The following is a 6333-nucleotide window of genomic DNA, read 5'->3' on the forward strand; positions in this document are numbered from 1 at the left end:
CTCCGGTTGCTGGAGGCAGTACAGCACCAAAATCGGGCGATGCGGGAATTTGGTTTGCATCGATTGCACGGATTTGTGGCGTTCAGCTGCATAGTCGCCACCAACACCGGCCTCTTCGCGGGCAAGCCCGCTCCCACAGTGTTCGAGGTTGTCTCCGGTTCTGTGTTCACAGCAGATCCCTGTGGGAGCGGGCTTGCCCGCGAAGAAGCCGGTTGCCCCAACACAGCTTCCGGCCCGTCGCCCCGGTTTTCCGTGGCGCACAACGCAAAACGCCAACCCGAAGGTTGGCGTTCTGTTCAGAGCTAGCGAGGTTTAGCGCGGCACTACCGGCTTGCGCGCAGGCTTCGGTCCTTTGCCTTTGGCCGCGTCCTTGCGATCCTTGGCCGCCTGCTGGTTGCGGGCGAACGCCGCTGCCTTGGCCTGTTCACGCTTGTCCCACGGGTTGCCGCCATCACTGGCGCGCGGTGGCAAGCCCGTGTGCTGGGTCAGGATCTTGGTGGTCTTTTCCCCTGCCACTTTATGGCTGCCGGCCGGTGTCGAGTTCTTGCGACGGGCGCTCTGGTAGCTGTCGGTCGCCGGCTGGTGCAGCGGGATCAACTGGTTCTTGCCCGGCCCGATCAGGTCGGCGCGGCCCATGCGGGTCAGCGCTTCACGCAGCATCGGCCAGCCTTTCGGATCGTGATAACGCAAGAACGCCTTGTGCAGACGACGCTGCTCTTCGCTCTTGACGATGGTCACGGCGTCACTCTTGTAAGTGACTTTGCGCAGCGGGTTCTTGCCCGAGTGGTACATCGCGGTGGCGGTGGCCATCGGCGACGGGTAGAACGCTTGCACCTGGTCGGCACGGAAGCCGTTGCCCTTGAGCCACAAGGCCAGGTTCATCATGTCTTCGTCGGTGGTGCCCGGGTGCGCGGCGATGAAGTACGGAATCAGGTACTGCTCTTTCCCGGCTTCCTTGGAGTACTTCTCGAACATGCGCTTGAACTTGTCATAGCTGCCGATGCCCGGTTTCATCATCTGGTTGAGCGGACCTTCCTCGGTATGTTCCGGGGCGATCTTCAGGTAACCACCAACGTGGTGGGTCACCAGCTCTTTGACGTACTCCGGCGACTCGACCGCGAGGTCGTAGCGCAGACCGGAAGCGATCAGGATCTTCTTCACACCCGGCAAGGCACGGGCGCTGCGGTACAGCTGGATCAGCGACGAGTGATCGGTGTTCAGGTTCGGGCAAATGCCCGGGAACACACACGAAGGCTTGCGGCACGCGGATTCGATTTCCGGGGTCTTGCAGGCGATACGGTACATGTTCGCGGTCGGGCCGCCGAGGTCGGAAATGACGCCGGTGAAGCCGGGGACCTTGTCGCGGATCTCTTCGATTTCGCGAATGATCGACTCTTCGGAACGGTTCTGGATGATCCGGCCTTCGTGCTCGGTGATCGAGCAGAAGGTACAGCCGCCGAAGCAGCCACGCATGATGTTCACCGAGAAGCGGATCATGTCGTAGGCAGGGATCTTTTCCTTGCCGTACGCCGGGTGCGGAATGCGCGCATAGGGCATGCCGAACACGTAGTCCATTTCTTCGGTGGTCATCGGAATTGGAGGCGGGTTGAACCAGACGTCGACTTCGCCGTGCTTCTGCACCAGCGCACGGGCGTTGCCCGGGTTGGTTTCCAGGTGAAGCACGCGGTTGGCGTGAGCATAAAGAACCGCGTCACCACGGACTTTCTCAACCGAAGGCAGACGAATCACGGTCTTGTCGCGAGTCATCTTCGGGCTCGCCAGAATCTGCACGACCTTGGCTTCGCTCGGGTCTTCTGCACTTGAAAAAGTCGCACCCTTTTCCTGCTCGATGGTGCACGCCGCAGTGTCCTGGGTGTTCACGTACGGGTTGATGATCTTGTCGATCTTGCCCGGACGGTCGATGCGCGTGGAATCGACTTCGTACCAGTCTTTCGGCGTGTCGCGACGAATGAACGCGGTACCGCGCACGTCGGTGATGTCTTCGATCTTGTGACCGTAGGACAGACGCTGGGCGACTTCGACGATCGCACGCTCGGCGTTGCCGTAGAGCAGGATGTCGGCGCAGGCGTCGATCAGGATCGAGTTGCGAACCCGGTCCTGCCAGTAATCGTAGTGGGCGATGCGGCGCAGGGAAGCTTCGATGCCACCGAGAACGATCGGCACGTTCTTGTAGGCTTCCTTGCAACGCTGGCTGTAAACCAGGCTCGCGCGATCCGGACGTTTGCCCGCCATGCCACCAGGAGTGTAGGCGTCATCTGAGCGGATTTTTTTGTCGGCGGTGTAGCGGTTGATCATCGAGTCCATGTTGCCGGCCGCGACGCCGAAGAACAGGTTCGGCTCGCCGAGCTTCATGAAGTCGTCTTTGGACTGCCAGTTTGGCTGGGCAATGATCCCGACGCGGAAGCCTTGCGACTCCAGCAGCCGGCCGATGATTGCCATGCCGAACGACGGATGGTCAACGTACGCATCACCGGTGACGATGATGATGTCGCATGAATCCCAGCCAAGCTGATCCATCTCCTCCCTGCTCATCGGCAGGAATGGCGCTGGACCGAAACATTCGGCCCAGTACTTGGGATAGTCAAATAACGGCTTGGCTGTTTGCATGACGATGACCGGTGTTGAGATGAAAAATCGCGGGCGCGGAATATAGCACAAAAAATAACCAATTCCGACAATAGCGGTCGGCTTTTACCATCAGGTCTGCCCCTGATATACATCACATTTCGCTGAGCACATGTCGCTACATAGATATTCTTCAAGAAAAAAACCCGCGAGTAGTCTGGCGCTTCAACTACCAGACTGGCTTATCCAGAGCCACGGAGCTCCCTTGAACGATTCGACTTTACTCACTACAGTCCCCGCACCTACCCCGCCGCCCCTATCTGCTCATGCAAGCTTCATCCAGAGCAAGCTGCCTGGCTGGCTAGTCGAGGGATCACCTGAACAGCGCAAAACGTTTCGCGCCTGCCTGCTCAAAAGCAATGCAGCCAGGCAGGCGTTGGCCCCCGTCTTCGAAGATCTGAAAAACCCCTTGAACTTTGCCCGAACATTGTTGAGCGAAAAGCTCACAGGACACCTGGGATCGCTGGACGCTGAAAAATCCACACTGCTACGCGAATGGAAGAACTCCCACCTCTTGGGGCTGATCAAAACACACCATAAAACCACCGAACAAACGCTTGTAGACGCCGCTCTGCAGAACTTCGAACCTTCCGAAGCCCTGAGCGGTGGTTTTGAAGCGGGATCGGCCATCTATTTGTCCGGGTACGACGAAAAGAAAAAAAGCGCTGTCAGCCCAGAGCACTTCGCCGGGGTTTGTCGCGAGCTGGACATCGGCATGCGGTACCAGAGACACATCAGCGAAATACTGGAACCTTCTGCGACTGCGGGAACAACCGCCACTCGCTCGGCAAACCAGATAAAAGCCCTGATCAGGAACGACGACCAAAATACCTTTGAGGCGGCGATCCACATCGCCCTGATGAAGAAATCCATCAGCACAGATCTTTACGCACTATTACTCGAACTGAGCCACGCCGGCAGCCACAAGGACTTGATCTGTTCACACCTGACCCTGGACGGCATAGCCCTTCCGGGCATCGTGGTACTTCGGGATAAATGGCCTCAGATTAAACACGTTCTTTACATCCCCGATGATCCCGATGACGCAATCAAACGATATGACTCGTATAACGCTCTTCAAACAGCCCTGGCAATTAAACTGGACACACCCTCCTACCGGAAATTCTTCAATCGCTTCATTCCGTTTGAGCGCCAGGGAACGCCGCTGACCACAGGCACTTTGTGGTCAGGCGCAAACCGCCGTAGTAATGCGTCTTTTGCCAAACCCTTGGTGCGCGTGGATATTGCCGGTGACGTCTATGAAACGGTCTTCAAGCAACGCATTGCCCACCTGAAAGCTGACGCACGTGTGCTGGCGGTCCCCACGGCAGATGCCAACACCGCCGGCAGCTTGAAAAAACGTCAGGAGCTCGAGGCAGCAGGGGAGTCGCTGTTATTTTTCGCCGCGTCCTTCATACCGATCATCGGTGAAGTGATGTTGGCGGTAACAGCCTTGCAGTTACTCAACTCGGTCTATCACGGCGTTGCCGCCTGGAGTCGTGGCGATACCGATGAAGCCCTGAATGATCTGCTGGATGTCGCAGACGCCGCGGCCCTGGGCATCATCACGGCCGGCGCAATAAAAACCACCGGGATCGCCACCAACCTGGTGAAAATCAGGTTGCGCGACAATAGCGAACGACTCTGGCACCCCGATCTGACGCCCTATCGGACGGCACTTCAACTCCCTGAAAATATCCACCCCAACGCTCAAGGGTTGTATAACCACAACGCAAAAACCTATGTAGCACTGGAAGACCATTTCTATGAAGTAAAGGTCGACATCGCCACCCGGCAGTGGGAACTGCAACACCCTTCTGACCCAAACGGGTATACCCCACAGATGTTACAAAACGATGCCGCCGGATGGCGCCATCTGCACGAGGACCCAAGCACTTGGGATGGATTGAAACTGATCAGGCGTCTTGGCACTGTCGCACGCAATATCCGCCAAGAAGCCGTTGAGCCCATTCTGCTGGTCAGCGGATTAGACAGATTGGCTCTCATTGAACTTCATCAGAGCACCCAACGTCCGCCGGCCCTGCTGACCGATGTATTGAAGCGCTTTGATTTGAGGCAGGAAATAAAAGATTTCAAGATAGAACGTAGCAAAGGCACTAAAACCGGCCCTTACTCACCGTTCATCTTGCTGCACCTGCTCACCACACTGAGCGGCTGGCCAACCACTCGACGCCTGACCGTCGTCGATGGGACTGAAACGCTCTTTGCTTTTGGTGACTCCGCCAATGCAACACTGCCCGAACTTAGATTGACCTACGCCCAATTCAGAAACGGTGAACTGACAGACGCTGTTGTCGAGAAGTTGAGAACTGAAGAGCTCAGTGAGCTGTTCAAAGGGCTGGCGCCATCCTCTGCCTCTAACGCAGAGCGCCTGGCGCAGTGTCTTGAGACCCACCTTGCGGCAACAAAAGACCTGCTGTTCCCCAAAACTTATGCGCTGACCGATCAACCGGAAAACCCGATAGAGCAACACATTCGCACGAAGTATCCAACGCTGCCAAAAAGTTATCTACAGCAGTTGACACTCAGCCTCAGCGCACTGGAAAAGCAGCAAATCGTGCGGGAAAAGCAGTTGTTGCCACTCATGGAAAAGGAAGCAGCCGAATATTCCAAAGAAGTTGAAACAGCACGTACTTATGAGGGGCTTTATCTTGATTCCGCCCGCCCTCTTGACACCGACCAACTCATCCTCATGAACTTCAGGTACTTGCCCAACTGGGCCGACTCGGTGCACATCGAAATGCGTGATGCAACCCTCAACGGCACATTGCTGAGCAGCGTCGGCAGTGACACAGCCGCTCATCGCAGAGTTCTGGTTCGAGAAGGCGCGCAGTACAGGGCTTACGATGCTGCGGGAAATCCGCTTAATGGACTGGCCGATCTCTACACCTCGATCAAAGCGGTCCTGCCTGAACCCGAGCGCTTTGCCGCGGCCAATAGTTGGTCTGACCGTGTAAAAACCGCGCTCAACAACGTCATAGAGCGTTTGCACAAACAACCTCTGGCTATTCGGGAAGCTGGTGCGTCATGGGCTACCGAGCCCGCAACCCCAGGCTTCCCCCTTGATACCCATTTTGCCCGGAAAGAAACACCGACGAACCTGTCGCTGCGCGCAGACGGCGTTTATGAACAGCGCCCCCTACAAGGTGGCACGTACATGTATTACGTGCTGGAAAACCGCCTGTACTATCAAGTGCAATACGCCAAACCGGGCTGGCAAGTCATTGATGCGCGCAGCCCCTATCGAGCGTACAAGCCCTACGTGCGGCAAAAGGCTGGAGGTGGTTGGGAGATCGATACCGATAGCGGGTTACCGGGCGGCACGCCGGGCGTTGGCTCGTCAAGACACCTCGATATCCCGGAGGAGGCAAGCGGCAGCTATCACAGCGCCACCGAGTACGTCATGCCTGTGCCATTCACTGCCGCCGAACGCGACCGCATGTCCAGCATCAGATCCTTTCAACAGACCTCCAACACACGCGGTAACTATGATCGTGCCAACAACGGCCGCTACCCCCTCAGGGACCTGAAAGGGCAACCGTTACGCATCAAAAAAATTCAGCGGCAGGCCAAATCTGCTGATGGCGGTACCCATTACGAGGCCGCGGCAATCAAACCTTACATTCAATGGGAGGGCTTCGAAGGCGTTGCCAACCTGTACGAAGA

At 57.0% G+C, this 6333-nt stretch carries 2 protein-coding genes; one reads left to right on the forward strand and one right to left on the reverse strand.

From position 1 onward, the window contains the following. Positions 1-312 precede the first annotated feature (312 nt). On the reverse strand, positions 313-2628 hold the full coding sequence (locus tag WLY71_RS17980) for a YgiQ family radical SAM protein (RefSeq protein WP_347804608.1): 2316 nt from the start codon (positions 2626-2628) through the stop codon (positions 313-315). A 223-nt stretch (positions 2629-2851) separates the two neighbouring features. On the opposite strand from WLY71_RS17980, the gene WLY71_RS17985 reads away from it, so the two are divergent. Then, positions 2852-6333: dermonecrotic toxin domain-containing protein (locus WLY71_RS17985; RefSeq protein ID WP_347804609.1), on the forward strand; the 3482-nt coding region annotated here is incomplete at its 3' end.

This window comes from Pseudomonas rossensis (assembly GCF_039888995.1).
GTDB classification, from domain to species: Bacteria; Pseudomonadota; Gammaproteobacteria; order Pseudomonadales; family Pseudomonadaceae; genus Aquipseudomonas; species Aquipseudomonas rossensis.